A 26,881-nucleotide genomic window follows, 5' to 3' on the forward strand; every position below is an offset into this window, starting at 1 on the left:
AGTTGTTGATGGGCGGCAAGCTCGATCAGGCGAAGGACGACCTGCTCCGGCGGGCGGCGGAAACGTGCGCTCAGCGGCCGGGCGCCCGGAGCGGGGCGGAGGAGGCGGCCGAGTATCTACGCCTCTACTACCGCAACGTCGCCACCGAGGATCTGCTGTCCCGCGACGCGGCCGACATCTGCGGGCCCGCGATGGCGCACCGGGAGCTGGGTGAGGAGCGTCCCCAGGGGCGCGCGAAGGTACGGGTCTTCACCCCCTCCCTGGAAGTGGACGGCTGGGACCCGGGTCACACCGTGGTGCAGGTGGTGACCGATGACATGCCGTTCCTGGTGGACTCGGTGGCGATGGAGCTCAACCGGCACCAGCTGACCACCCACCTGATCGTGCATCCGCTGCTCGGGGTGGACCGGGACGTGGCCGGGCAGCTCAAGGCGTTCCGCCGCAAGCGGGCCAGCGAGCAGGACCTGGACGAGTCGTGGATCCACATCGAAGTGGACCGCACCAATGACCAGGAGCGGCTCGACCGGCTCCAGGCCGACCTGCTGCGCGTGCTGCAGGACGTCCGGGTGGCGTTCGAGGACGAGCCCAAGATGCGCGCCCGGGCCCGCGAGATCGCGCTGACGATCCGGGAACGGCCGCCGGCGCTGCCGCAGGGGGAGCTGGACGAGAGCGTCGAGCTGCTGGAGTGGCTGGCGGGCCGGCACTTCACCTTCCTGGGCTACCGCGACTACACGCTCACGGCGGACGGCACCGCCCTGCGCCCCGAGCCGGGCACCGGCCTGGGCATCCTGCGCAACGACAAGCGCGAGTCCGACGGCTTCGCCGCGCTGCCGCCCGAGGTCCGCGAGAAGGCCACCGAGAAGCGGCAGCTGGTCCTCACCAAGGCCAACTCCCGGGCGACCGTGCACCGCCCGGCCTACCTGGACTACATCGGCGTCAAGAAGTTCGACGCCGCCGGCGAGGTGGTCGGCGAGCGCCGGTTCCTCGGCCTGTTCACCCACGTCGCCTACAGCGAGTCCATCGCCAACATCCCGGTGCTCAAGCGCAAGCTCGCCGAGGTGCTGGACCGCGCGGACTTCACCGCCGACAGCTACGACGGCCAGGACCTGGTCGAGATCCTGGAGACCTACCCGCGCGACGAGCTGTTCCAGATCTCGGTGGACGACCTGCTGCCGATCGCGCTGGGCGTGCTCCGGCTGCGCGAGCGGCGCCAGCTCAAGCTGTTCCTGCGCAAGGACCTGTACGGACGGTTCATGTCCTGCATGGTCTACCTGCCGAGGGACCGCTACACCACCAAGATCAGGCTGCGCATCCAGGAGATCCTGCGCGGCGCGTTCAACGGCGTCAGCGTGGACTACAGCGCCAACGTGACCGAGTCGGTGCTGGCCAGGCTCCACGTGGTGGTACGTGGCGAGCGCGGCCGGCAGCTGCCCGACGTGGACGTCGAGGAGCTGGAGACCCGGCTGGCCCAGGCCACCCGTTCCTGGGACGACGACCTGGCCGACGCGATCGTCGCCCAGTGCGGCGAGGACTCGGGGTCGCTGGCCCGCCGGTACGGCGACGCCTTCCCCGAGGGGTACAAGGCCGACTTCCCCGCCGAGACCGCCGTCGCCGACCTCAAGCGGCTGGACGGGCTGGACCGCGACCACGACACCTCGATCGACCTGTACACGCCCTACGGCGCCGAGCCGGGCGAGCGGCGCCTCAAGATCTACCGGCTGGGCGAGCCGATCTCGCTGTCGCGGGTGCTCCCGCTCCTGCACAACATGGGCGTCGAGGTCGTCGACGAGCGCCCGTACGAGATCGTCCCGTCCGACCCCCCGCCGCCCGCCGGCCCGGCGCGCGGCGACCGGGACGAGCGCGCCGGGCGGAACGGCGGGCCGGGCGGCCGGGCCTGGATCTACGACCTCGGCCTGCGCTACGTCCCGGCGGCCGACGTGCCCGAGGACGCCGTCAAGGAGCTCTTCCAGGACGCCTTCACCGCGCTGTGGCGGGGCCGGATCGAGAACGACGGCTTCAACGCGCTGGTGCTGCACGTCGGGCTGGACTGGCGGCAGGCCATGATCCTGCGCGCCTACGCCCTCTACCTGAGGCAGACCGGCACCAGCTTCTCCAAGCGCTACATCGAGCAGGTGCTGCTGCGCAACGCGCCGATCACCCGGCTGCTGGTCCGGCTGTGGGAGAGCCGGCTGGACCCGGCCCTGGCGGGCGGCGAGGAGGAGCGCAGCGCGGGCATCGCCGAGGAGCTGAACGGCGGGCTGGACGAGGTCGCCAGCCTCGACGAGGACCGCATCCTGCGGGCCTACCTGTCGATGATCCAGGCCACCCTGCGCACCAACCACTACCAGCGCAAGCCGTACCTGTCGCTGAAGTTCGACCCGGAGCGGATCCCCGACCTGCCGCAGCCGCGGCCGGCGTTCGAGATCTTCGTCTACTCGCCGCGGGTCGAGGGCGTGCACCTGCGGTTCGGGTCGGTGGCGCGCGGCGGCCTGCGCTGGTCGGACCGGCTGGAGGACTTCCGCACCGAGATCCTCGGCCTGGTCAAGGCGCAGGCGGTGAAGAACACCGTGATCGTGCCGGCCGGGGCCAAGGGCGGGTTCGTGGGCAAGCAGCTGCCCGACCCGGCCGCCGACCGCGAGGCGTTCATGCGCGCCGGGATCGCCTGCTACAAGGACTTCATCTCGGGCCTGCTGGACATCACCGACAACCTGGTGGACGGCAAGGTGGTGCCCCCGCCCAGCGTCGTCCGGCACGACGGAGACGACCCCTACCTGGTGGTCGCCGCCGACAAGGGCACCGCCACGTTCTCCGACATCGCCAACGAGGTGGCGGCCTCCTACGACTTCTGGCTCGGCGACGCGTTCGCCTCCGGCGGCTCGATCGGCTACGACCACAAGGCGATGGGCATCACCGCCCGCGGCGCGTGGGAGTCGGTGAAGTACCTCTTCCGCTCCCTCGGCACCGACATCCAGAACGAGGACTTCACCGTCGTCGGCATCGGCGACATGTCGGGCGACGTCTTCGGCAACGGGATGCTCCTGTCCGAGCACATCAGGCTGGTCGCCGCGTTCGACCACCGGCACGTCTTCATCGACCCCGACCCCGATCCGGCCCGCTCGTTCGCCGAACGGGAGCGGCTGTTCAAGCTGCCCCGCAGCTCCTGGGCCGACTACGACACCTCCCTGATCTCCAAGGGCGGCGGGGTGTTCCCCCGTACCGCCAAGGCGATCCGGCTGACCCCGCAGATGCGGGCCGCGCTGGGCGTCGCCGAGGAGATCAAGGCGATGACGCCGTTCGAGCTGATCCACGCGGCCCTGTGCGCCCCCGTGGACCTGCTGTGGAACGGCGGCATCGGCACCTACGTCAAGTCGTCCGCCGAGAACCACGCCGACGTCGGCGACAAGGCCAACGACCCGGTGCGGGCCGACGCGGCCGAGCTGCGCTGCAAGGTGATCGGCGAGGGCGGCAACCTGGGCGTGACCCAGCTCGGCCGGATCGAGTTCGCCCGCGGCGGCGGTCTGGTCAACACCGACTTCATCGACAACTCCGCCGGTGTGGACACCTCCGACCACGAGGTCAACATCAAGATCCTGCTGGACCAGGCCGTCCGCGACGGCGAGCTGTCCCGTGACCGGCGCGACGCCCTGCTGTACGAGATGACCGACGAGGTCGCCCAGCTGGTGCTGCGCGACAACTACGCGCAGAACGTCGTGCTGGCCGCGGCCCGGGCGCAGGCGCCGTCCATGATGCACGTCCACGCCCGCTACATGCGCAAGCTGGAGCGCGACGGGCGGCTCAAGCGGCGGCTGGAGTTCCTGCCCGACGACAAGGCGCTGGCCGAGCGCCGGCAGGCCGGGCTGGGGCTCACCGGCCCCGAGTTCGCGGTGCTGCTGGCCTACGCCAAGCTGACCCTGGACGACGAGCTGGTGTCCTCGAACCTGCCCGACGACCCCTACCTGGAGTCGTGGCTGGTCGACTACTTCCCGACCCCGCTCCGGCCGCGGTTCCGCGACCTGATGGACCGGCACCCGCTGCGCCGGGAGATCATCACCACCGCGGTGGTGAACGACGTGGTCAACAACAGCGGGATCACGTTCGGGTTCCGCCTGAACGAGGAGACCGGGGCGTCCTCGCCGGACATCGCCCGCGCCTACCTGGTGGCCCGCGAGGTCTTCGACATGGGGCGGTTCTGGCGGTCGGTGGAGGGGCTGTCCCACCAGGTCGACGAGTCCACGCAGATCAAGATGCTGCTGGAGGCGCGCAAGCTGACCGAGCGGGGCGCGCGGTGGCTGCTGCACAACCGGCGGCCCCCGTTCGACATCCGGGAGACCATCGACTTCTTCAGCGAGGGCGCGGTTCGGCTCGGCACCCTGCTGCCCAAGCTGCTGGTGGGCCTGGACCTGGCGGCGTTCGAGCAGCGCCGGGACGGCTTCGCCGAGCGCGGCGTGCCGGACGGGCTGGCGGAGCAGTGCGCGATCCTGGTGCCCGCGTACTCCACCTTCGACCTGGTGGGCATCGCGCACGACACCGGCCGGCCGGTGGAGGAGGTCGCCGAGGTCTACTTCGACCTGGCCGACCGGCTCCAGCTGTCGCGGCTGCGCGAGCGGATCATCAAGCTGCCCCGGGACGACAAGTGGCGTTCGATGGCCCGGTCGGCGCTGCGCGACGACCTGTACGCGGCGCACGCGGCGCTGACCCGGGACGTGCTGGTCACCAGCGAGCCGGGGGCGGAGCCCGAGGCGCGGCTGCTGGACTGGTCGCAGAAGAACCGGACCGCGGTGTCGCGGGCCCAGCAGACGCTGTCGGAGATCTGGGAGAGCGACAGCTTCGACCTGGCCACGCTGTCGGTGGCGCTCGGCGCCATCCGCACCCTGGTCACCGCGAGCGGCCTGCCGTCCACCGAACTCTGACGTTCACCGGACTCCGGCGGTCCCACGGACTCCGGTGGCCACCGGACTCTGACGGCCACCGGACCGTGGCGGCCGTGGCCCGAGTGCGGCGGGGTGTGAGCCCGGACTCCCCGCCGCACTCGGAGTCAGACGCGCGGTCCGCACGCTGGGTCCGCGCGGCGTCACTTTCGGCGATCACTCCGGGCGGGTACGGTGAGCGTTACGTGCGGCGCGTCGCCGTCCGGCGACGCCGGGTGGCGCCGCCGGCCCCTTCCTCGGCCGAACGTCTCGATCGGGGAAGGGGCCGGCGGCCGTTCGACGGGTGCCGGTGGGGCCCACCGCAGCGGTCAACTTGAGCGGGACCTTCCGGCACCCGGCCGAACCCACAGACCATCTTCGCAGGGTGACCATGGGGTCACCCTGCGAAAATGTCATTGCGGCTTATGTCGGCCAGGTGCGGCCTTGGGGCGGGTGGTCCAGCTGTGGCGGGGATGTCGGGCACCCCCGGCGGGCACCCGGTCAGGCGGGCCGGACAGGCAGGCACCCGGTCAGGCAGGCACCCGGTCAGGCGGGCCCGGTCAGGCGGTGCCGGCCTCCTGCTGGCGCATCCAGCGGATCTCGGCCTCGATGAACTCGTCGATGTCGCCGTCCAGCACCGCGGACGGGTTGCCGACCTCCACGCCGGTGCGCAGGTCCTTGACGATCTGGTACGGGTGCAGCACGTAGTTGCGGATCTGGGTGCCCCAGCTGCTGGTGCCCTCACCGCGCAGCTGCGACATCTTCTCCGCCTCCTCCTGCCGCTTGCGCTCCAGCAGCTTGGCCTGCAGCACGCCCATCGCGGTCGCGCGGTTCTGCAGCTGGCTGCGCTCGTTCTGGCAGGAGACCACGATCCCGGTCGGGAGGTGGGTGATGCGCACCGCGGAGTCGGTGGTGTTGACGCCCTGGCCGCCGGGACCCGACGACCGGTAGACGTCGATCCGCAGGTCGTTCTCGTCGATGTCGACGTGGTCGCTCTGCTCCACCACCGGCACGACGTCGAGCCCGGCGAACGAGGTCTGCCGGCGCCCCTGGTTGTCGAACGGCGAGATGCGCACCAGGCGGTGCGTGCCGTGCTCGCCGCGCAGCGTGCCGTAGGCGTAGGGGGCCTTCACCGCGAAGGTGGTCGACTTGATCCCGGCCTCTTCGGCGAAGGACGTCTCGTAGATCTCGGTGGGGTGGCCGTGCCGCTCGGCCCAGCGCAGGTACATCCGCTGGAGCTGCTCGGCCCAGTCGGCCGCGTCCACGCCGCCCGCCTGGGCGTTGATGGTGACCAGCGCCGCGCGCTCGTCGTACTCGCCCGACATGAGGGTGCGGACCTCGAGCAGCTGGATCGCCTTGTTCAGGCCGGCCAGCTCCTCGTCCGCCTCCTTGCGGGTGTCCTCGTCGTCCATCTCGTCGGCGAGCTCGTAGAGGGTGACGACGTCGTCGAGCCGCTGGCGCAGGCCCTCGACCCTGCCCAGCTCGCTCTCCAGGTACGACAGCCGGCGCGTCACCGCCTGGGCGCGCTCCTGGTCGTTCCACAGGTCGGGGTCGGCCGACTGCTCACGCAGCCCGGCGATGTCGCGCCGCATACCCTCGAGGTCCAGCACCTGCTCGATGCCGGACAGGGTCGCGCCGAGCTCCTTGAGCTGCTCTACGGGGTCGATGCCTGCCACACACCGAGCTTATCGCCGTCCCGGAGTGCCCGAGCGCCCTGCCGATACCACGTCCGCGGCCCGGCCCATACGCTGGGAGTGGCAGAATCACGGGGATCATGGGCCGCCGCGGCGGACGGAACGCCGGCGCGCGGGCCCGGCCTCGGGAGGGCGGGGGAGAGGTGGGTTACGGGGTCATGAGCACTGCGCGGAGAACCTCGCTGACGGCGGCCGCGCTGGTGGTGGCGACGCCGTTGGTCGTGTCCTGCGCCGACCGCCGGCCCGAGGCCCGTCCCACGACCGTGGTCACCGCCACGACCGAGGCGCCCGAGCCGCTGACCGCCCAGGTGGCGCGGCGCGAGTTCCGGACGTTCACGATCAACGACGACGTGGCGCGCGCCGCCGGGGACGAGCGGCTCGCGCTGACCTGGGTCTCCGACGGCGAGTCGCCGCTCACCGCCGCCGAGTACCGCAAGGCGGCCTTCGACGGCGACCCGGTCCGCCGGTACGACTACGCCGAGCCCAAGCTGTACGTCCCCAAGCTGGAGCCCGACGTCTACCCGCAGTGGTTCGTGGCCTCGGTGCCGCGGACCGTCCGGGGCGAGGCCGAGAGCACCCGTACCGTCCTCATGGCCTTCATCCTCCGCGCGCCCGGGCAGCGCTGGACGCTGAGCCTGCGCACGGTCCTGGCGCCCAAGGCCAGGCAGCCCAAGGTCGTGACGGACGCCGGCGGGTACGCCACGGCCCTGACCACCTCCGACACCTCGGTGCTGATCAGGCCGCGGGAGATGCCGGGGATCCAGGCGACCGTGGCCTCGGAGGGCCCCGACAGCGTGGCGGCGAAGGTGATGCGGGCCGGGCCCGTCACCACCGGCTACTACGAGCAGTCCCGCAAGGCGAGGCGGAAGGCCCGGGGCAAGGAGCTGACGCTCCAGACCGTGATCACCGCCACGCCGTACCCGATCTTCCCGCTGCGCACCGAGCACGGGGGCGGGCTGGTGCTCTACTCCCTCTACCGCAACAGCGTCACCGGGGTGCGGGACAAGGAGAAGGAGAAGGGGACCAAGCCGCCGATCCCGGCGGAGATCGAGCACCTGCTCGACGGGACGGTCGAGGGAAATGAGATCCATGTCTCGGAGACGCTGCAGTTCGCGGCGTACGATCCCGCCCGGCCCAAGGACGAGGACGAGGACGAGGACGCGCCGCGCCCCAAGGCCGACGTGATCGCCGATGCCGGCGGGGTCTACAAGGCCGTCACCCCGCCCCCGAAGACGCCCTGACCCCTGGCCGGGCGGGCGCCGCGGTCGTCAGTGGAGGCGCTGGAGGACGAGCGCGACGAAGAGCAGGGCGACCAGTCCGGCGAGGACCAGTGCGGGCGGAATGGACGGGCCGCGCCCGTGCACCTCGTCCCGGGCGTCCCGGCAGGTCGGGCAGCGGCCTTCGACCACCGGACCCGAGCACCGGGCGCAGATCAGATGTTCGCAGCTCATGGGGCCGTCCCTCTCGATCGGGAACTTCCTGTCACGGAGAACTTTAGGCGCGATTCCACAGCAATCATCATGACCTGGCGGTAAAGTCCTGGACCAGTCCGAGGCCCGTTCGGTCGAGGGGGGCGTTCTCCACCTCTACACTGCACGAGGCCGTTCGGTTCGCCGGCCGCCGGGTTACCGCGGTCGGGGCCGGAGCCCTTAGAGTCGGCCGTTCGCGGCCCGACGGCCCGCAGTCGCAGCCCGCACCCGCCACTGGAGGTGACGTAGCAGCCGGATGGGCGGCTGTATGATGCCGCCTCAGACAGGTTGACGGACCTGGTCGAGCCGGAGACCACCGGCGCCTGCACGGCCTTCGTCACCCGCCCCCGGGCAGGTCCGCGCAATCTCCGGGGCCCTCCGGTCAGGGCTCACCAATAGCTACAAGAAAACTACAGTCCGCATCATAGGGACGACAACAGATATAGACGCGATTCCTCCCGTACGTGACCGCGCGGGTCCTTCGCAAGAATGGTGCTGAACCACCGTGATGCAGCCGTGATCCATTTCGACAACGTCACCAAGGCCTACCCGACCCAGAACCGCCCCGCCCTCCAGCATGTGAACGTCGCCATCGACAAGGGCGAGTTCATCTTCCTGGTCGGCCCGTCCGGTTCGGGGAAGTCGACCTTTCTCCGCCTCATCCTCAAGGAGGAGCGTCCTTCCCAGGGGCACGTCCACGTGGCGGGCAAGGACCTGAGCCGGCTGAGCAACTGGAAGGTGCCGCACCTGCGCCGCAGGATCGGGTGCGTGTTCCAGGACTTCCGGCTGCTGCCCAACAAGAACGTCTTCGAGAACGTCGCGTTCGCCCTCGAGGTGATCGGCAAGCCCCGGCGCTTCATCGGCAAGGTGGTGCCCGAGGTCATCGACCTGGTCGGTCTCGAGGGCAAGGCGCACCGCATGCCCGACGAGCTCTCCGGTGGTGAGCAGCAGCGCGTCGCGATCGCGCGGGCGTTCGTCAACCGGCCGATGATCCTGCTGGCCGACGAGCCCACGGGGAACATCGACCCGGCGACCTCGATCGGCATCATGAAGGTGCTGGACCGGATCAACCGGACCGGCACCACCGTGGTCATGGCCACCCACGACGCCGCGATCGTCGACGCGTTCCGCAAGCGCGTCGTCGAGCTGGAGGACGGCCGGATCATCCGTGACCAGTCGCGCGGCGTCTACGGCCAGGCCTACTGACAGGCGGGCCCGGCCCCCCGGCCGGGCGACGGCCGCGGCGGCGGCACGTCATCCGAACCCAGGGTTCGCGACGGGCGTATGACCACCAGGCGGATGGCATAGCCTGCACCGGACCCGCGCTCCCAGCGGGGGCACAGGCGATCAAGGACAACGAGGCATGCGCGTACAGTTCGTTCTCCAGGAGATCTGGATCGGTCTCCGCAGGAACCTGACGATGACGATCTCCCTCGTCATCACCGTCGCCATCGCCATGGCGCTCTTCGGCACCGGGCTGCTCATCAGGCAGCAGGTCAACTCCTCCAAGACCTACTGGTACGACAAGGTCGAGGTCTCGATCTTCCTGTGCGCCAAGACCAGCTCCAACCCCACCTGCAAGAAGGCCGACGCCACCGAGCAGGAGAAGCAGGAGCTCAAGGGCGAGCTGGAGAAGCTGCCTCAGGTGGCCAAGGTGGAGTACGAGAGCAAGCAGCAGGCGTACGCCCGCTTCAAGGACCGCTTCGCCAGCACCCCCGGCTTCGTGCAGAGCGCGAAGGAGGGTGACATCCCCGACTCCTTCCGGATCCGGTTGAAGAACCCCGAGGAGTACAAGGGCGTCGCCCAGGCCGTCCTGGGCCGCCCGGGCGTGGACCAGGTGATCAACGAGCAGGAGATCCTGAAGAAGTTCTTCACGATCCTCAACGGGCTCCAGTTCGCGGCGCTGTTCATCGCGCTCGTCCAGGTCATCGCCGCGGTCCTGCTGGTGGGCAACACGGTCCGGCTGTCGGCGTTCAACCGGCGCCGGGAGACCGGGATCATGCGCCTGGTCGGCGCGTCCAACACCTATATCCAGATGCCGTTCATCCTGGAGGGCGCGATCGCCGGCCTGATCGGCGGGATGTTCTCCTCGATCCTGCTGGTGCTCAGCAAGACGATGCTGATCGACCGGCTGGCCGGCAACGTCGGGTTCGCCAGCCAGCTGGGCTGGGGCACGGTGGTCTGGGTCATCATCGTCTCGATCTGCTTCGGTGTGCTGCTGTGCGCCGTGGCCTCCTTCCTCACCCTGCGCCGCTATCTCAAGATCTAGATCCGCGCGCACGTACGCCAGGGCGCGATCTAGACTGACCGCATGTTCCGGCTGACCGGTCGCGCGGCGCGTCCCGCGGCCGCCGCCGTCGTCGTGATGTGCGCCTACGCCGTCGGCGCGTTCTCCGGTGGCGGTGAGCGGCGCTCCGCGAGCGCGTCCCGCCCCTCGCTCCTGGACGAGACCGCCTGGCGGATCGGCGAGCAGGCGGCGGCCGGGCCGATGGTGCGCGGCGAGCTCGACCGGGCCGCCATCGAAGGGATGCTGCGCCGCCTGGGCGACCGGTGGGCGCGCTACTACTCCGCCGGCGAGTTCGCGGACTTCCAGGGGCGGCTCGACGGCCGCTACAGCGGCGTCGGCCTCTGGCTGGGCACGGACACCGGCACGGACACCGGTCCGGGCGCCGGTCCGGGCGCCGGCACGGACACCGGCACGGGCGCGGGCCCGCGGGTCCGGGTCGCCGGGGTACGGCCCGGATCGGCGGCCGAGCGCGCCGGGGTCCGGAGCGGCGACACCATCCTCGGCGTGGGCGCCGAACGGGTCGCGGGATGGGACGTCTCCCGCGTCGCGATGGCCCTGCGCGGCCGTCCCGGCTCCCCGGTGCGGCTGACCGTCGGCCGCGGCGGACGCGAGCACACCCTCCACCTCCTCCGTACCGCGGTGCGCGCCGGGGACGTCACGGTGACCGACCCCGACCCCCGCACCCGGATGATCCGGATCGAGGCGTTCACCCGGGGCGTGGGCCGGGAGGTCCGCCGGGCCGTCACCGGCGACCCGCGGCGCGGCGCCGGAGGCATCCTGCTCGACCTGCGCGGCAACCCCGGCGGCCTGCTGGAGGAGGCGGTGGGCACGACCTCGGTGTTCCTGGACGGCGGGCCGGTGGCCAGCTACGAGCGGCGCGGGCGTCCCGTCCGGTGGTTCACGGTGACCGAGCCGGGCGACCCGGTGTCCCCGCTGGTGGTGCTGGTGGACGCGGGCACCGCCAGCGCGGCGGAGGTGGTGGCGGGCGGCCTCCGCGACCGCGACCGCGCGGTGATCGTAGGATCCCGTACCTACGGGAAGGGCTCGGTGCAGGAGCCGATCAGGCTGCCCGACGGCTCGGCGATCGAGCTGACCGTCGGTCGCTATCGGACCCCGGCCGGCCGTAATCTCGACGGGGTGGGGATCGAACCCGACGTGGAGGTCCCCGCCGACCGCCCGCCCAGAGCGGCCGAGCAGCGCGCGAAGTCGGTGCTGCGGGGGCTGCTCGCGACGCTGCCGGACAAGGACCGAGGCTGATTACGAGTGCCACGTGAGACAGGGCGCAAGCTCATCGCCCAGAACAAGCGCGCCCGCTACGACTACCACATCGACGACGAGTGGGAGGCGGGCATGGTCCTGATGGGCACGGAGGTGAAGGCGCTGCGCGCCGGCCGTGCCACGCTCGCCGACGGCTACGCCCACGTCATGGACGGCGAGGTGTGGCTGGAGAACGTCCACATCCCCGAGTACACCCAGGGCACCTGGACCAACCACGCCCCCCGCAGGCGCCGCAAGCTGCTGCTGCACAAGCGGGAGATCCAAAAGATCATCGCCAAGTCGTCCGAGCCCGGCTGGACGCTGATCCCCCTTGCCCTGTACTTCAAGGACGGTAAAGCCAAGGTCGAGATCGGCCTGGCCCGTGGTAAGAAGTCCTACGACAAGCGTCAAGCCATCGCCAAGCGCGAGGCCGACCGGGAGATGCGGCGCGCCGCGTCCGCCCGGCTCAGGAGACGGTGAAGGGTACCGATGAGCAACCGAGCCCGCGGGCGGGCCCCCCGGGACCCCGCCCGGTCGACGCCGCGCCGGGTGATCGCGGTGACGGCCTGCGCGGTCTTCGTCGTCGGCGGCTCGGCCGGATGCTTCGCCGAGCCGTCCGCCCTGCCCGCCATGCGCGACTTCCTGATCGCCTGGCAGGTGGGCAACTACAAGGCCGCCGCGCGTAAGACCACGGGGACCGACCAGTCCGCGGTCGCCGCCGCGCTGGGCCAGGTCCGCGGCCAGCTCGACGCCGCGTCCCTCAAGATGGCCCTGGGCGTGCCGGTCCAGCCCGGCACCGACCGTTCCCACGGCCAGGCCATCACGAAGACGGGCGACGCAGCCGACGCGAAGTTCTCGGTGAAGGTCGACCTGGGCGAGAACGGCCAGCCGTGGACCTACACCGGCTCCATGAAGCTGAAGCGGATCGACGGCAAGTGGAAGGTCCAGTGGGACCCGTCGATCATCCACCCCAGCCTCAAGCCGGGCCAGCGCCTGGCCGTGGTGACCGAGGTCCCGGCGCGCGCCCCCATCCAGGACTCGGCCGCGCACCCGCTGTTGCGCAAGGTCAACGCCGCCATCGTCGGTGTCTACCCGGGGCAGCTGCGCGACCCGAAGAAGACCGTGGAGCAGCTCGCCAACGCCACCAAGACCGCCGGCGGGCAGAAGCTGGACTCCGAGCGCCTGCTCGGCCGCGTCCGCTCGGCCCCGCCGCACGCGTTCCTGCCGCTGCTGACGCTCCAGAAGCCCGCGAACAACGCGCTCATCCTCCGGCTCCAGCAGATGGGCGGGTTCCAGGTCCAGAACGTCCAGGCGCCCATCGCCGCGCAGCTCGCGCCCGAGCTGGTCGGCACGCTCGGCCCGGCCACCGCCGACCGCCTCCAGCAGGTCGGCGCCCCGTACCAGCCCGGCGACACGATCGGCGCCAGCGGCCTGCAGCTCCTCCAGCAGCGCCGGCTGGCGGGCATCCCCACCGTACGGGTGGTGGCGCAGGACCCCGACGGCAAGGTGCGGCAGGAGCTGCGCTCGTGGCCGGGCCTGGAGCCGCAGCCGGTCCGGACCACCATCGACCGCAAGCTCCAGCCCCGGGCGGAGCTGGCCCTGAGCGGCCTCAAGGTCCCGGCCTCCATGGTGGTCGTCCGGCCCAGCACCGGCGAGGTCATGGCGGTGGCCAACCACCTGACCCAGGGGCGCAACCTGGCCATGGAGGGCCGCTACTCGCCGGGCTACACCTTCGGCATCATCTCCGCCCAGGCGCTGCTGAACGGCGGGATGTCGCAGAACACCCCGACCGAGTGCCCGGCCACCACCACCGTCGGCGGCCAGACCTTCACCAACCCCGGCCAGGCGCGCGGAAAGTCCACCCTGCAGATGAGCTTCGCCTACTCCTGCGCGACCACCCTGGCCAATCTGAGCAGCCGCCTGGACGCCGGCGCGCTGGTCGCCGAGGCGGACCGGCTGGGCCTCGGCAAGAACTGGGGCCTGTCGGTCCCGGCGTTCTCCGGCTCCGTGCCCAGGCCCGCCAACGAGGCGCAGAAGGCCGCCACCATGATCGGCCAGGGCGGGATCCAGGTGAGCCCGCTGGCCATGGCCATGGTCGCCGGCGCGGTCGAGACCGGCACCTGGCGCCCGCCCTACCTGCTGAACGACCCCCGTGACCCCCAGCAGGGCGTGGCGGCGCAGCCCCTCAACCCGGTGCCGACCTCGGACATGAAGAAGCTGATGCGGCGTTCGGTCTTCCAGGGCACCGCCCGGGAGGCCAACGTCCGTACCGGTGCCAACGTGTCCGGCGTGGTGGCCGTGGCCGACCAGGGCGGCAAGCCGGTGTCGTGGTTCGTCGGGTCGCGCGGCGACCTGGCCTTCGCGATCGCCGTCGAGGGCAGGGCCAACACCGCCAAGCTCGCCGCGGGCTTCATCACCGGCACCCCCGCCGTCCCCGCCGTGGCCTCCGGCTGACGGCGGTCCCGGCTTTTGTGTTCTCTTTACGGCCGGGCCGCAACCCCCGTTGGGGTCCTGAGCGTCTTTACAGGTGACTGAGGAACCGCTCGGGGGGTTGCGGACTCAGTCGACGTGATGAGACCAGAGCCTCGTCTCGGGGGAGGCTCTGCCGTCCGGACCGGCCCGACCCTGCCGGTCGGCCCCGGTGAGCGAGCGCTCTGTCGCCGCTCACCGGGGCGTCACTTCGTTCCGGGGCATCTTCCGTCCCGCTCGCCCGGACGGGAATCCCGTTGGCGTCGAGCGCGTTGTGCATGTAGCGTTCAGCTACGGATGCCCAGGCGTCCGCGTTGACAACTGAACATGGGGGTGACCGGCTTCGACTTCGATAGGTCGAGGCAGGGGAAGCGGGTCGAGGGTTGCTGTCGTGACCTCGTTAATCCTGTGACAGCAAACCAATAACTGCCAACAAGAAGCAGTCCGAGTTCGCTCTCGCCGCCTGAGGCGAGTAGCGACTCTGTCAGCCCGGGAGCGTCTCCGTCCCGGGGTCTGGCATCATCAGGAGACTCCACCCTCCCACCCGGTCGCGGGGTGAGAGGGAACATCTAACAGCGACTGAGCCCGTCGGCGACACGCCTGCGTGAGCGCCGGGGCTGAGAAAGCGTCAAGCAGGCTGCACCCGGAGAAGCCCTGGCTCATCATCGAAGGACGCGGGTTCGATTCCCGCCACCTCCACCCGTAGTACCAGATACGGCCCGACCGGCACACCGGTCGGGCCGTTCTGGCGCTCGGTCCAGTGGGGATCGTGCCGCCGGGACCACTGAGCACAACAGCACCCCGCTTGCCATCGGTCATCTAGCGGCGCACTTTGAACGCCAGATGCAGCACCCGGTCGCCCTGGATGACCACGTGAGGCTGCTCCAGCAGATGCTGCTCGTCGATGCTGCCGAAGTAGCGTTTCCCTGACCCGAACACCACCGGCACCACGTCCATCGCCACCTCGTCCACGAGGCCGGCCGCGAGAATCTGGCCGCCCACGTCGCCGGCGTTCACGGCGACGGCCCGCTCCCCGGCGAGCTCCCGGGCCTTGTCGATCGCAGCCGTCACGCCATCGACGAAGTGGTACGACGCCTCGGGGTGCCAGCCCTCGGGCTTGGGCCGGTGGGACACCACGACCACGTGGTCGCCCGTGGGCGGCCGTCCCTCCCAGCCGTTCATCAGGTCGAACAGGTGGCGGCCCATCACGATCGTGCCGATCGACTCCCACGCCGACCGGACGTACTCCGATGACGCCTGTGAGACCTTGAAGCCGCTTCCCACCCCGGAATGGTCGTACTGCCCGTCGCCGGCTTCGGTGATCGGGGTGTCCCCGTTGAAGTACCAATCGTGGAGCGGCCCGACCTCGTCGTTCTCGTCGGCGATGAAGCCGTCGACCGACACCGCACTGTGCATGATCACTATGCCCACAGGTTCTCCTCCGGTCTCCTCGTGCGTTCGCCCTCCGATCCTGTCGTCCCCGGAGGCGACAAGGCTTGTAAGAAATCACTCTGCGGGCATCGGACCGCTGTCCGGCGGGAACCCTCGCTCGGCGGGGAACCGGCGCCGCAGGGCCAGGTACTCCGTCGGGGTGTGGCCGGTGAAGTCCTTGAACTCCCTGCTGAAGTGGGCCCGGTCGAAGTAGCCCGCCGTCTGGGCGAGGTCCGACCAGTCGACCGGACCCAGGGCGTCCACGGACAGGATCAGGTGCGCAAACCGGTAGATCCGCGCCACCCGTTTCGGGGTGACCCCGACATGAGACTTGAACAGCGTGGCCAGATGATTGCCGCTCACTCCTGCGGCATCGGCCAACGCGCCGACCGGGACCGCGCCGTGGGAGGTCTCCAGACGCTCGCCGGTGTGCCGGACCAGGCCGAGACCACGCGACGCTGCCCGGGCGAGTCGCGATCGCAGTTCGTCCTCCACCACCCGCAGTGCCTCGGTGGTCGTGGCGGTGTCGCCGACCTGGTCGCGGATCCGGTCCAAAGCCCGTTGCCAGACGGCGTCGACCGGCACCCATCGGTCACGCAGCTCGGTCGCCGGCATGCCGACGAACGGCGAAAGACCCCAGGGCTTGAAGTGCACCCCGACCAGTCGCACCTGTGCGGGATACTCGACGAGGAAACGCCGGGTCCATACGCCCATGAACCACCCATCGATGATCACCGCCGGCGGCACCGAAGGGTCCGAATCCCAGAGGCGGGCCGGTCCGCCCAGGTTGACGAACAGGTGTGCCGACGGCATCGGCGGAACGTTCATCCGACGATGGCGCGGCACTCCGGTCAGGCAGTAGATGTCGTCGATGAACCGATCGAGCGGCGGGGCGGGCACCCGGCCGACGTACTCCATGGTCTCAGTGTGGCCGACGAGGGTTCATTCCGCGAAGGAGGCCGCATCAGCAGGCTCAGGTACCGTCCGGCCTTCGTTGACGGCCTGTGTTCGACCTCGGCCGCCTAGGTGGACGCCACGTTGCGACCCATGTAGACATCCTGCGTCATGCTCGGCTCGGCGTGGCCGCCCGCGAGCGCCGGCGACCCTGCCCGACCGGACGTGTGGCGCGCCCAGGCCCGCCTGATGGTCTGGCCCAGGTGAGCCACTTACCGATGAGAGGGTCCGGTGGCCGTTGAGCCCACCATGGGTGAACCACAGCGCTTCATCGAGGCGATCACTTGGAGGTGCGCGAGGATTACGCGGGCACCGAGCGGATCGTTGGGGTGGCTCGGCCGATGGGATGTCCTAAGGTCGTTGGGAGACGTGCGGCTGATCGGTGGACGGCGTGAGGGTGAGCATGCGGCCGGGAGCGGAGTTGGCGGGCCGGTACCGTCTCGAGGAGTTGCTGGGCCGCGGCGGCATGGGCGAGGTATGGCGCGGCTTTGATCTGTCGCTGGAACGTCCCGTCGCGTTGAAGGTCCTCCTGGCCGACTGGTCGGACGAGCGCGAGATGGCCTCGGCGATGGCCAGGTTCCGCCGAGAAGGCAAGGCCGCGGCCCGTTTGTCTCATCCGTCGATCGCCACGGTTCACGACGTCGGACACGAGGGCGGGTGCCCCTTCCTGGTACTGGAACTGTTAACCGGGCAGGACCTGCGCAGGGTACTGGCCCGGCACCCTCGCGGGCTGCCCATCGAACAGGTGCTGGATTACGGGGCGCAGACAGCCGAGGGGTTGGCGGCCGCACATGCCGCCGGAGTCGTGCACCGCGACATCAAGCCGGCCAACCTGATGCTGCTGCCCGGCGGGCGGGTGAAGATATGCGACTTCGGCATCGCCCGGCTCAAGGGCGCCACGGCAGGGCTCTCCGCGGCAGGCGGCCGGATGGGGACCTTCGCGTACATGCCGCCCGAGCAGGCCGCGGGAGGGCCGCTGGACGGGCGGGCCGATCTTTACGCCCTCGGCTGCACCCTTTTCCACATGCTCACCGGCAGGCATGTCTTTCCCGGCGACGACCTCCAGGCCATGGTCGCCCAGCACCTCGCCAGACCCGCACCCTCCCCACGCGAGGTTCGAGCCGACATCCCCACGGACTTGGACGCGCTCGTCCTGGCCATGCTCGCCAAGGACCCTGAGGACCGGCCCGCGGACGCCACCGTCGTGGCGCGCGAACTCAAGCGCATCGGGCGTGTGCCGGTGTCGCCTGGCGCCCGGTACGTTCTCCCTGACCCATGGGCGCTGCGACCGGGGACCGTGGCCAGGCCGCGTACCAAGGCCAACGACGTGGTGGTGGACGTCCTCACCAGGGTGCTGGAGCGGTTCGGCATCGGCGCCCGGGTCACCGGATTCACCCGCGGACCGACGATGACCCGGTACGAAATCGAGCCGGGTTCGGCGGTGATGGTGGAGAAGCTCACCGCGCTGACCGGGAGCATCGCGGACGCGGTGCGGAGCGCGGACGTGCGGATCAGCTCCCCGCTCCCCGGCAGGTCGGCCATCGGGGTGGAGATCCCGAACGTGGACAGGGACATCGTCGGCCTTGGTGACGTGCTGCGCTCGCAGGCGGCGACCGGCGAGAACCATCCGATGGTGGTGGGGCTCGGCAGGGACGCCGTGGGCCGCACGGTCGTGACGAACCTGGTGAAGCTGCCACACCTCTTGATCGCGGGTGCGGCCGGCACAGGCAAGTCGACGTGCGTCAGGGGGCTCATCACCTCGGTGCTGATGCGGGCGACGCCGGACGAGGTGCGCATGATCCTGGTCGATCCGAAACGGGTCGAGCTGACCATGTACCAGGGCCTTCCCCATCTGATCACGCCGATCATCACCCATCCGAAGAGGGCCGCCGAGGCGCTCGAACGGGTCGTCGGTGAAATGGACCGGCGCTATGACGACCTGGCGGCGTCAGGGTTCCGGCATATCGACGATCTCAACGCCGCGGTGAGGGAGGGCAGGCTTCCCTCGCCGCCCGGCGGTGAGCGGGTGCCGTACCCGTACATGCTGGTGGTCGTGGACGAGCTGGCCGACCTGATGATGGTGGCGCCTGGCGACGTGGAGGACGCGGTGGTGCGGCTCACACGGCTGGCCCGTGCCGCGGGGATCCACCTGGTGCTGGCCACCCGGCGGCCCAGTGCGGACGTGATGACCGGGCCGATCGTGGCGAACGTGCCGTCCCGCCTGGCGTTCGCGACCGCTTCGCCGGACGACAGCCGGGTCATCCTCGAGCGGCCGGGAGCGGAGAGGCTGCTGGGGCAGGGCGACGCGCTGTTCCTGCCGATGGGCGTCAACGAGCCGATCCGACTCCAGAACGCCTATGTCTCCGAGGAGGAGATCCGCGGGATCGTCGACCACTGCGGACGGCATCGCGCGGAGTGAGCCTCGATCCCCTCGTGGTGCCGATGTTCCGTTAGCCGGGGAGCCGCGTTCGGCTGACGTGATCACTTGAGTGACGGCCCGACCGGCGTACCGGTCGGGCCGTTCCGCGTCCCCGGCGCCTACCTTGCGTCGGGGGCGTCCCGGCGGGCACGGGCGATGGGCATGTACGTGGGTGCGGCGTCCGTCGTCAGGAACGTCCGCACCATGGTGCGGACCGTTTCGGCGTGCTCCATCAACAGCAGGTGGCTGGCGTTCGGCAGCACGGCCAGTTCGGCGTCGGGCAGGGCCCGGTAGAGCGCCACCGTGTGATCGAGCGTGACCAGGTCGTCGTCGCCGGACAGGACGAGTGTCCGGGACGTCACCGCGCGCAGGTCGGCCGGGTCCGGGCTCGGCTCGGTCGCGACGGCGTGCGCGATCTTGCCGATGACGACCGGGAAGTGGTCGCGCCCGTCGGGCGACACCTCGGCGTAGGCGTCCACGAGCGCGGCGGGCATCTCGCCCTCCGCCGACGGCTTGAAGATCAGTCCGTCGAGGTCGTGGGCCGCGCTGATCAGGACGAGGCGCTCGACGAGGTCGGGGCGGAGCGTCGCCACCCGCAGCGCCACCGTGCCGCCGGCGCTGTAGCCCACCAGCCGGGCCGGGCCGCCGACCACCCCCTCCAGGAACGCGATCGTGTCCTGAGCCATGAGGTCGATGGTGATGGGGCCGGGGGCGTCGGGCGTGCGGCCGTGGCCGCGCCGGTCGGGCAGGTAGATCTTGAACGTGTCGGCGAGGCCGTCGAGGTTGCCGGTGAAACAGCGGCCGTCGGTCAGCCCGCCGTGCAGGAGCACCACCGGGTCGCCCTCGCCGCGCTCGTCATGCCACATGGAAACGGTGTCGGTCATGCAACTACATACGGGGCGGCGGCTCGGGAGTCATCGGCAGCCCGAACAACGGGAACAGGGACGGATCGAGGTAGGTCGTCGTGCTCGCGATCAGGCCGTCGCGGAAATCCATGACGACCAGGCCGAACGCCTTCCCATCGCGGTATTGCGCGAACGCCGGTGAGCCGTTGGCCGCGGTGCGGACGAGGCGGTCGCCGGCACACGCACCGGCCGCGCCAACCAGGGCGGCCCGGATGGCCTCCCGGCCGTCGAGCCACCAGGCGAACGGCGGCATCGACATGGTGGCGTCCTGGTGGAGCAGGGCCACCAGGCCGTCGATGTCGTAGGTGGTGAACGCCTTGACGTACCGCTCCAGCAGGTCCTCGTCGATCTCGTTCCCGCCCTGTGGGCGGCGCGCGGGCATGGCGGCACGCGCGCGTTGCAGGGCGCTGTTCACCGCGGCGGGGCTGCTGTCGAGCAGCCCGGCCACCTCCTGCGCCGACCAGCGGAGCACGTCACGCAGGATGAGGACGGCCCGCTGGCGTGGCGGCAGGGTCTGCAGGGCGGCGAGGAACGCCAGCCGGATCGTCTCGCGCTCGGCGGCGACCTCGGCCGGGTCACCGCTGGCGGGCGGCAGGAGCCGGTCGGGGATCGGCTGCACGAAGGCGGCGGCGCCCAGCGGTGCGCCGAGGGAACCTCCGGCGGGTGAGGACGGGCCGAGGTCCATCGCGAGCGCGCGCCTCTGGGCGCTGCGGGCCATGTCGAGGCAGACGTTGGTGGCGATCCTGTACAGCCAGGTGCGCAGGGCGGCTTTGCGCTCGTCGAACCGGCCGGCGTTCTTCCAGGCGCGCAGCAGGGTCTCCTGGACGGCGTCTTCAGCCTCGGCGGTACAGGCGAGCATGCGGTAGCAGTAGCCGGTCAGTTCGGCCCGGTGCGCTTCCAAACGTTCCTCGAAGGACACCGACCCACACTATGTCGCTGTTCAGGGCAGGCGCAGGACTGCGAACACCGAGCGGTGGTCGGAGCAGCCAGAGGAGCGCGGTCACCCACCTCCGGGCGGGACCGCGCTCGTCGCACTGATCAGCGGGCATAGGCGGATCCGCAGGTTTCCCTCCCGGAGGAGAGCGTCCCCTCCACGACCCTGCCGAAGGCGTCCAGACCTCCCAGGCAGGCGTACCGGGGTTCCCCGCGCGCGACTCCGATGCCCATGCCGGGCCGGTGCGGGATGGTTCGGGTGACACGTATCGGGCGTCCCTCGGCGAACGTGAACAGCACGTCGCTCGCCGGCTCGTCCTTCCTCATCATGCCGAAGCCGGTCCTGCCATCCGGCCCCATGGTCGCGCTGAGGAGGATGCCCGCACCGTCCTGGTGCCGGTACAGGACGCGACCGGCGGGCAGTCGCGTTCCCGCCGTCCGTACGTCCAGGGCGTGCACGGTGGTACCGCGCACGCCGGGGCCGGGTGCCGGGAGGCCGTCGTAGGACGGCGGTGCCGGTGCTCGCCGGACGACCTCCCCGAGGGCGTAGCCGAGCGTACGGCCGTCGCGCGCCCAGAGGATCTCGCCGATGGTCGAGTTCACCCCCGAGGTCCACGTCCGGCGGTGGCCCGAGGCGGTGTCCAGCACCGTGAGCGTGGCCGTCGAGGGCCGTGTGGCCGGTAGCACGCCGCGCGAGGTGCCCGGCTGCCTTCCGGCACACGGCGCCGTCGTGAAGGCGACGCGCCGGCCGTCCGGGCTGATCGCCACGCCACCGGCCAGGGCGGCGACGGTGCCGCCGGGAACCGGCTCGATCCCGGTGGCGTGCCCGTCGCCGGTGAGCCGGAAGCGGTAGATGCGGGACGTGCACGGCCTGGCCCGGGCGGCGACGGCCACGAAGGTCCCGCCGGGTCCCTCGATGATCTCCCGTACCGTGCCGGCGGACGGCGAAGGGGGCGGAACCGCGTGGACCGGCCGGTCCTGCGGGGTCCCCGTGACTGCTCGCACCTGGAGCCACGGCGGGTTCCCGTTCGTCCGCTCTCCGTTCTGCGGGACGCCGGTGGTGATCAGGAATCTCGCCTTGCGGTACGGGGCGTCGCGGCGCCCGGCTCCGGGGCCGGGCGCGTCGCCGCCCGCGGTGAGCCAGGTGGCGGTGAGGAGAAGCACCACCGCCGCCAGGCCCGCCGGGCTCGTGGGGCGCGGCCTTCGCCGCCCGGTCTCCGGTTCCTCTTCTGCCGCCATGTCTTGATCATGTTGGCCGGACGGGACGGCGCCGCACGTTTCGCTCGATCGAGTCCGGCATCGGTCACCGGGTGAACCGCCTCGCCCGGGTCCCGAAGTGGCGTGGAGGCCATTCACCGCGGGGGCCCTGTCGTGGTACTAACCAGTAGACGCGAAAATCATTCGCTTTCTGGAGGGTCTCCGCCATGCCCCGTGAGAATCCGATAGCCAGGGCCGCCCTGGCCGTCCTGACGAGCGCGGTCGTGCTGCTCGGGCTCGCCTCGTTCGACCCGCCCGCCGCGGCGAAGGCCGCCGCGTCGCCCTCGGCTCCCGTGGCGCCGCCCGACGGCGTCAACGCCTCCGGCGAGCCGTTCCGCGGCACCACCGCCGATGGGCAGGTGCGCGGCTACGCCGACCTGCACAGCCACCTGATGTCGTACGAGGCGTTCGGCGGCAGCCTGATGTGCGGCAAGCCGTTCGACGAGCGCGGTGTCGAGGAGGCGCTGCGCGACTGCGCCGACCACGGCAAGGACGGCTCGCTGGCCTGGTTCGAGAACTTCGTCAGCAAGGGCTCCCCGGTCGGGACGCACGACACCACCGGCTGGCCGACGTTCAAGGACTGGCCCAGCCAGGGGTCCCTGACCCACCAGCAGGCCTACTACACCTGGGTGGAACGGTCGTGGCGGGCCGGGCAGCGGATCCTGGTCAACCATCTGGTGGCCAACCGGACCCTCTGCGACATCTACCCGCTCAAGAAGTACGGCTGCGACGAGATGGACTCGATCCGGCTCCAGGCCAAGCGCATGCGGGAGCTCGAAACCTACGTCGACGGGCAGAGCGGCGGCCCGGGCAAGGGCTGGTTCCGCATCGTGCAGAACCCGGCCGAGGCCCGCGGGGTCATCGCGCAGGGCAAGCTCGCGGTCGTCCTCGGCGTCGAGACCTCCGAACCGTTCGGCTGCCGGCAGATCGGCGGATGGCCGCAGTGCACGAAGAAGCAGATCGACGACGGCCTGGACGAGATGCAGCGGCTCGGGGTCGCCTCCATGTTCGTCTGCCACAAGTTCGACAACGCGCTGTGCGGCGTCCGCTTCGACGGGGACGCGACCGGGGTGATCCTCAACCTCGGCAACTTCCTGGGGAGCGGCCGGTTCTGGCAGGCCGACACCTGCGTCCGGCCCGAGCACGACAACGAGATCACGCCGTCCAACGACCTCACCGACCTCCTCGCGGGGCCGCTCGCGCACCTGCGCCCGCTCGGCATCACGCTGCCGGTCTATCCCAAGGCCCCGCACTGCAACATCAGGGGCCTCACGGATCTGGGCGCGCACATGGTCAAGGGCATGATCCAACGCGGGATGATCGTCGAGATCGACCACATGAGCGTGAAGGCGGCCGAACGGACGCTGTCGATCCTGGAGGAGGCGAAGTACCCCGGGGTGGTCTCCAGCCACAGCTGGATGGACATGGGCTACGCGGGCCGGATCTACAGGCTCGGCGGCATGATCGCCAGCTACGGGCACGCGGCCGACGGCTTCGTCGGCGAGTGGCGCGAGGCCAAGAAGGCCCGTGACCCGGGCCGGTTCTTCGGCTACGGCTACGGCCTGGACGCCAACGGGATGGGCGCGCTCCCGCCCGCCCGGAAGAACAACCAGGACAATCCGGTGCGGTACCCGTTCACCTCGCCGGTCGACCCGAACGTGACCCTCGACCGCGCGCAGACCGGCCTGCGCACCTGGGACTACAACGCCGAGGGCGTCGCCAACTACGGCCTCGTGCCCGACTGGATCGCGGACATGCGCAACGTGGCGGGCGACGAGATCATCACCGACATGTCGCGCGGCGCGGAGGCCTACCTGCGCATGTGGGAGAGCGCCCGCGACTGACCCGTCCCCGCGCGAGGGTGGACTCGTGGCGTGCCCGGCTGCACGCCACGAGTCCGGTCTCGCGCTCCCGCGTCCTACTCGTCGAACAGGCGGCCGTAGTCCGCCATCGCCAGGGCGATGTCGGCCTGCGCCCAGAACCGGTGGTAGTTGAACACCGGCGCGGTCGAGCTGGTCCCGTTGGCGTAGGCCCAGACCCGCGCGTAGTCAGGGTCGCCCTGGAGGAACGACCGGATGGACATGAAGGTCGAACCGGAGCGGATCGGGTCGCCGTTCGGCATCGTCCCCGACCAGCCCGAGGGGATGTACACGGGGTCCTTGATCCTGCTGTAGTCGGCCCTGGTCTCCGCGACCGAGACCCCCTTGGCGTCGCCGTTCTGCCAGAGGGCGTCGAGCAGGTCCTTGGCGGCCTGTTTCGCCTCCGCGTTCCCGGACCTGGCCGCGTAGTAGGTGAGCGTCTTGGCGTACGCCGCGGTCACGCCCACGTCATTGGTGTAGTCGCGCACCGTCACGTGCAGGCCGGTGTTGGCGCCCGGCATCCCGGTGGCGCCCGACCAGTTCGCGTCCGGCTGCCCGCTCCAGGCCAGCGTGGACGGGATCCTGATGGTGCCGGCCGCGGGGTCGGCCGTGGTGTGCTGCAGCGCCCACGCCACCCACTTGTCCAGCACGGCCTTGGCGTCGGCGTTGCCGGTCACCTGGTAGTACTCGGCCACCCGCTCCATCGACCACGCCTGGAAGCCGAACCACTGGTTGCTCGGCGGGTCGTGGTAGACGGGCTGCCAGTCGTAGGCCATCCCGAAGAACTTCGTCAGCCCCGACGGCGGGGCGCTGTAGCTGCCGTTCCAGCTGTTGGTCACCCCTCCGGCGATGCCGCCCTCCGCGGACTGCAGCCACTTGTACAGCTGTAGCTGCCGCGTGAGGCTGGTCTGCCAGTCGGCCTTGGCCGTCGCGCCCTTGGGGGCGAGCGGCGCGTGGTTGACGAGGGCGTACGCGGCCATCGGGTTCTGGTAGCCGAAGTGCGAGGCGCTGCCGCCGATGCGCCAGGCCCAGCCCGCGCTGGTGTCCAGGGCGCCGCCCCAGGCGTAGTACCACGACAGCAGGTAGTGCGCGCTGTTCTTGCCCGACCCGGCGGGGCAGGACGAGGCCGGGTGGCAGTCGCCGATCCGCTTGAAGTACTTGTCGAAGAACGAGTACCGCAGGTAGTCGCCCATCTTCCCCGCCTTGGCCACGGTGGCCGAGACGTCGCCGCCCTTGCCCTGTTCCCCGGCCCAGACGTCCGCCCAGTACGCGGCCTGGACGGCGCGCGCGTCCGCGTCGGGGGCGTTGGTGAACTTCCACTGCCGGGCGTATCCGGAGTCCTTCACGAACAGGTCCAGGTAGCCGTTGGTGCCGCCGTACTTGAACGCGTCGCAGGTCGGCTGCGGGACGGTCTCGAACACCGACTCCTGCGAACCGCGCTGGTAGGTGTTGATGTACGACGGGCCCTCGGCGGACGGGCCCTCCTCGCAGCCGCCGCCCGGGGTGTTGCCGTAGCCGTAGACGTTGTCCACGTCCTGCAGCCAGTGCATCCCGTAGATGTCGTCGGTCCCGTACGCCGACTTCAGCTCGGACGCGATCGGGTCCTGGCCGACCGGCACGGAGGGCTCCATCTGCGACGGGTAGGAGGTCACCTCCGGGTGCTCGGCGGCGTACGTGGCGGGCTTGCCCGACTGGTAGAAGGAGTTGGTGGGCTGGTCGGCCCGAGTCGGGATCATGTACTTCTCCATCAGCGCCCAGGAGGCGTTGAAGGGGGCCCAGTTCTGGGTGACCTTGCCGTACATGGCTTCGAGCCAGATGAGGTAGCTGTAGGCCTCGGAGGTCGTCTCGTGACCGTGGTCGGGGGCCTCCACCATGAAGGTCTCGACCGAGTGGTACGGGATCCCCTCCGGGCTGAAGTAGCCGTTCGCCGGATCCTTGATCTTGTTGTACTGGTCGAGGAAGCGCTGGGTGTAGACGCTCGCCACGGCCGCCACCTGGGTCACCGTGGTCCGGCTCGCCGCGTGGCCGGGGGCGGACGAGGTGAACGTCGCCTGCCCGGTGCCCGTGGTGTCCGCGGAGATCTCCACGTTCTGCGCCGTGGACCAGTTCCGCGGCGTGAAGGTGAGCGTGCCGCCGCCGGTCACCGACAGCCCGGCGCCGCCCGCGGTACGGGCGGTCGTCACGGTCACGTCCGCCGCCGGGGCCTTCGACAGCCTGACGCCGAACGTCGCCTTGGCGCCCTGCGCGATGGTGAGCGAGGCCGGGCTCGCCACGACGCTCGCGCCCTCGGTCACCGTGACGCCCACCGGCGCGGACTGCGCGGTCGCGCCGGTGCTGTCGGTCACCTTGGCGTGGAGCGAGTGGTCGCCGGCCTCGGTGGGTGTCCAGTTCAGGCCGTACGGGGCGGTGGTGTCCCCGGCGGCCAGCAGCCCGTCCTGGCTGTAGAACTCCACCTTCGTCACGGTCGCGCCGGAGCCGGCGGTCGCGGTGGCGGCCAGCGGTACCGTGCCGCCCACGGAGTAGATCGCGCCCGCGGCCGGGCTGGTCAGTGCCACCGTGGGCGGCGCGGAGTTCTGGTTACAGCGGACGCCGTTGAGGCTGAAATCGGCAGGGTCGGCGTTGGTGCCGCTGTAGGTGAACTGGGCGCCGACGTTCAGGGTGGCCCCTGAGGCGAGCGCGCCGTTCCAGCTCTCGTTCTCCACGGTGACCTGCTGCCCCGACTGGCTCCACCTGCCGCTCCAGCCGTTGGTCAGCTTCTGGTTCCCGGAGTAGGAGTAGGTCAGCTTCCAGCCGTTGAGGGCGTCTCCCTGGTTGGTGATGCTGATGGAGGCCGTGAACCCGTTGGCCCAGGCGTCCTTCTTGTAGTCGACCTTGCACGCCGCGGCGGCGGCCTGGACGGGCGCCGCCACGGCGGCCAGGCCGCCGCAGAGCAGGGTCAGCGACGCGCACACCGCCGTGAGCGCGCGCCATCGATGCCGTCTTCTCACCTGTGTTCCTTCCGGTCGGGGCCTCGATCGGCCCTTCGCGTCTCTGGCCGGTG

17 protein-coding genes and 1 other RNA gene are annotated in these 26,881 nt (G+C 70.7%); 10 read left to right on the top strand and 8 right to left on the bottom strand.

Annotated features, from left to right (window positions below):
• The first annotated feature begins 8 nt into the window (after positions 1 to 8).
• Positions 9 to 4,910, top strand: a complete 4,902-nt coding sequence (locus IW256_RS04310; RefSeq protein WP_197009700.1) for an NAD-glutamate dehydrogenase — start codon at positions 9 to 11, stop codon at positions 4,908 to 4,910.
• Between the two features lie 557 nt (positions 4,911 to 5,467).
• On the opposite strand, the gene prfB is transcribed toward IW256_RS04310, so the two are convergent.
• Positions 5,468 to 6,583: a peptide chain release factor 2 gene (gene prfB, locus IW256_RS04315; protein WP_197009701.1), complete on the bottom strand. Its 1,116-nt coding sequence runs from the start codon at positions 6,581 to 6,583 to the stop codon at positions 5,468 to 5,470.
• A 176-nt stretch (positions 6,584 to 6,759) separates the two neighbouring features.
• Here prfB and IW256_RS04320 point away from each other — a divergent pair, with 176 nt between their 5' ends.
• Entirely contained in the window at positions 6,760 to 7,842 is a 1,083-nt protein-coding gene (locus tag IW256_RS04320; RefSeq protein ID WP_197009702.1) for a DUF8094 domain-containing protein, read from the top strand.
• A 27-nt stretch (positions 7,843 to 7,869) separates the two neighbouring features.
• Here the strand turns inward: IW256_RS04320 and IW256_RS04325 are convergent, their stop codons facing one another.
• Positions 7,870 to 8,052, bottom strand: coding sequence for a hypothetical protein (locus IW256_RS04325; RefSeq protein ID WP_197009703.1), 183 nt, complete (start codon positions 8,050 to 8,052; stop codon positions 7,870 to 7,872).
• Positions 8,053 to 8,586: 534 nt separating this feature from the next.
• Here IW256_RS04325 and ftsE point away from each other — a divergent pair.
• The 6 genes from ftsE to ssrA all read left to right on the top strand — a co-directional run bounded on the left by ftsE (position 8,587) and on the right by ssrA (position 14,785).
• Positions 8,587 to 9,276, top strand: coding sequence for a cell division ATP-binding protein FtsE (gene ftsE / locus IW256_RS04330; RefSeq protein ID WP_197009704.1), 690 nt, complete (start codon positions 8,587 to 8,589; stop codon positions 9,274 to 9,276).
• Between the two features lie 157 nt (positions 9,277 to 9,433).
• Complete coding sequence (gene ftsX, locus IW256_RS04335; protein WP_197009705.1) at positions 9,434 to 10,339, top strand: permease-like cell division protein FtsX; 906 nt, start codon at positions 9,434 to 9,436, stop codon at positions 10,337 to 10,339.
• 42 nt (positions 10,340 to 10,381) lie between these two features.
• Positions 10,382 to 11,614 (top strand): S41 family peptidase, encoded by a 1,233-nt coding sequence (locus tag IW256_RS04340; RefSeq protein WP_197009706.1) that lies wholly within the window; start codon positions 10,382 to 10,384, stop codon positions 11,612 to 11,614.
• A gap of 6 nt (positions 11,615 to 11,620) precedes the next feature.
• On the top strand, positions 11,621 to 12,094 hold the full coding sequence (smpB, locus tag IW256_RS04345) for an SsrA-binding protein SmpB (protein WP_197009707.1): 474 nt from the start codon (positions 11,621 to 11,623) through the stop codon (positions 12,092 to 12,094).
• A 9-nt stretch (positions 12,095 to 12,103) separates the two neighbouring features.
• Positions 12,104 to 14,068 (top strand): penicillin-binding transpeptidase domain-containing protein, encoded by a 1,965-nt coding sequence (locus IW256_RS04350; RefSeq protein WP_231403654.1) that lies wholly within the window; start codon positions 12,104 to 12,106, stop codon positions 14,066 to 14,068.
• A gap of 344 nt (positions 14,069 to 14,412) precedes the next feature.
• Positions 14,413 to 14,785, top strand: a transfer-messenger RNA (tmRNA) gene (gene ssrA / locus IW256_RS04355).
• Between the two features lie 117 nt (positions 14,786 to 14,902).
• Here ssrA and IW256_RS04360 read toward each other — a convergent pair.
• Positions 14,903 to 15,514, bottom strand: a complete 612-nt coding sequence (locus IW256_RS04360; RefSeq protein ID WP_197009708.1) for a dihydrofolate reductase family protein — start codon at positions 15,512 to 15,514, stop codon at positions 14,903 to 14,905.
• Between the two features lie 75 nt (positions 15,515 to 15,589).
• Entirely contained in the window at positions 15,590 to 16,432 is an 843-nt protein-coding gene (locus IW256_RS04365) for a helix-turn-helix domain-containing protein (RefSeq protein ID WP_197009709.1), read from the bottom strand.
• Between the two features lie 439 nt (positions 16,433 to 16,871).
• On the opposite strand from IW256_RS04365, the gene IW256_RS04370 reads away from it, so the two are divergent.
• Positions 16,872 to 18,887, top strand: coding sequence for a DNA translocase FtsK (locus tag IW256_RS04370; protein ID WP_197009710.1), 2,016 nt, complete (start codon positions 16,872 to 16,874; stop codon positions 18,885 to 18,887).
• Positions 18,888 to 19,006: 119 nt separating this feature from the next.
• Here the strand turns inward: IW256_RS04370 and IW256_RS04375 are convergent, their stop codons facing one another.
• From IW256_RS04375 to IW256_RS04385, 3 genes are all read right to left on the bottom strand, one after another.
• On the bottom strand, positions 19,007 to 19,771 hold the full coding sequence (locus IW256_RS04375; RefSeq protein WP_197009711.1) for an alpha/beta fold hydrolase: 765 nt from the start codon (positions 19,769 to 19,771) through the stop codon (positions 19,007 to 19,009).
• A gap of 4 nt (positions 19,772 to 19,775) precedes the next feature.
• Positions 19,776 to 20,711: a sigma-70 family RNA polymerase sigma factor gene (locus IW256_RS04380; RefSeq protein WP_197009712.1), complete on the bottom strand. Its 936-nt coding sequence runs from the start codon at positions 20,709 to 20,711 to the stop codon at positions 19,776 to 19,778.
• A 119-nt stretch (positions 20,712 to 20,830) separates the two neighbouring features.
• On the bottom strand, positions 20,831 to 21,964 hold the full coding sequence (locus tag IW256_RS04385) for a hypothetical protein (RefSeq protein WP_197009713.1): 1,134 nt from the start codon (positions 21,962 to 21,964) through the stop codon (positions 20,831 to 20,833).
• Positions 21,965 to 22,149: 185 nt separating this feature from the next.
• Here IW256_RS04385 and IW256_RS04390 point away from each other — a divergent pair, with 185 nt between their 5' ends.
• Positions 22,150 to 23,826 (top strand): amidohydrolase family protein, encoded by a 1,677-nt coding sequence (locus IW256_RS04390; RefSeq protein WP_197009714.1) that lies wholly within the window; start codon positions 22,150 to 22,152, stop codon positions 23,824 to 23,826.
• 74 nt (positions 23,827 to 23,900) lie between these two features.
• Here IW256_RS04390 and IW256_RS04395 read toward each other — a convergent pair whose 3' ends face one another.
• Positions 23,901 to 26,828: a glycoside hydrolase family 48 protein gene (locus IW256_RS04395; protein WP_197009715.1), complete on the bottom strand. Its 2,928-nt coding sequence runs from the start codon at positions 26,826 to 26,828 to the stop codon at positions 23,901 to 23,903.
• Between the last annotated feature and the right edge of the window lie 53 nt (positions 26,829 to 26,881).

Source organism: Actinomadura viridis, from assembly GCF_015751755.1.
GTDB lineage: Bacteria > Actinomycetota > Actinomycetes > Streptosporangiales > Streptosporangiaceae > Spirillospora > Spirillospora viridis.

Excerpts from the sequence above, each read along its gene's own strand:
- IW256_RS04390 (WP_197009714.1), top strand. The coding sequence starts at position 22,150 with ATGCCCCGTGAGAATCCGATAGCCAGGGCCGCCCTGGCCGTCCTGACG.
- IW256_RS04325 (WP_197009703.1), bottom strand. The coding sequence starts at position 8,052 with ATGAGCTGCGAACATCTGATCTGCGCCCGGTGCTCGGGTCCGGTGGTC.
- IW256_RS04310 (WP_197009700.1), top strand. The coding sequence starts at position 9 with ATGGGCGGCAAGCTCGATCAGGCGAAGGACGACCTGCTCCGGCGGGCG.
- IW256_RS04385 (WP_197009713.1), bottom strand. The coding sequence starts at position 21,964 with ATGGCGGCAGAAGAGGAACCGGAGACCGGGCGGCGAAGGCCGCGCCCC.
- IW256_RS04320 (WP_197009702.1), top strand. The coding sequence starts at position 6,760 with ATGAGCACTGCGCGGAGAACCTCGCTGACGGCGGCCGCGCTGGTGGTG.
- IW256_RS04375 (WP_197009711.1), bottom strand. The coding sequence starts at position 19,771 with ATGACCGACACCGTTTCCATGTGGCATGACGAGCGCGGCGAGGGCGAC.
- IW256_RS04370 (WP_197009710.1), top strand. The coding sequence starts at position 16,872 with ATGCGGCCGGGAGCGGAGTTGGCGGGCCGGTACCGTCTCGAGGAGTTG.
- IW256_RS04340 (WP_197009706.1), top strand. The coding sequence starts at position 10,382 with ATGTTCCGGCTGACCGGTCGCGCGGCGCGTCCCGCGGCCGCCGCCGTC.
- IW256_RS04365 (WP_197009709.1), bottom strand. The coding sequence starts at position 16,432 with ATGGAGTACGTCGGCCGGGTGCCCGCCCCGCCGCTCGATCGGTTCATC.
- ftsX (WP_197009705.1), top strand. The coding sequence starts at position 9,434 with ATGCGCGTACAGTTCGTTCTCCAGGAGATCTGGATCGGTCTCCGCAGG.
- IW256_RS04350 (WP_231403654.1), top strand. The coding sequence starts at position 12,104 with ATGAGCAACCGAGCCCGCGGGCGGGCCCCCCGGGACCCCGCCCGGTCG.